We start from the raw sequence: 313 nt of genomic DNA on the forward strand, positions 1-313 counted from the left end.
AAGACCCTGGACGCCGGCGCGTTCGACATGAAGCTCGAGATCGTCGTGATCCCTGTCTTGGACGTCGATCGCGCCAAGCGCTTCTATGGCGAGTTGGGTTGGCGGCTCGATCTCGACTTCAAGGCAGGGGACGACTACCGCGTGATCCAGTTCACACCGCCCGGCTCCGCATGCTCAGTTATGTTCGGCACGAACGTTACCGCCGCCGCGCCGGGCTCAGTCCAGGCGCTTCACCTCGTCGTCTCCGACATCGTGGCCGCGCGCAATGAATTGCTCCGTCGCGGCATCGAGATCAGCGAGCCATTCCACGACA

The 313-nt window shown here is 62.9% G+C and carries 1 protein-coding gene; it reads left to right on the forward strand.

The genetic code is table 11. The features are described from left to right. Window positions 1-27: 27 nt before the first annotated feature. Window positions 28-313: VOC family protein (locus P0D96_RS48565; protein WP_408321517.1), on the forward strand; the 286-nt coding region annotated here is incomplete at its 3' end.

It is taken from the genome of Paraburkholderia sp. RL17-347-BIC-D, assembly GCF_046027915.1.
Taxonomy (GTDB): domain Bacteria; phylum Pseudomonadota; class Gammaproteobacteria; order Burkholderiales; family Burkholderiaceae; genus Paraburkholderia.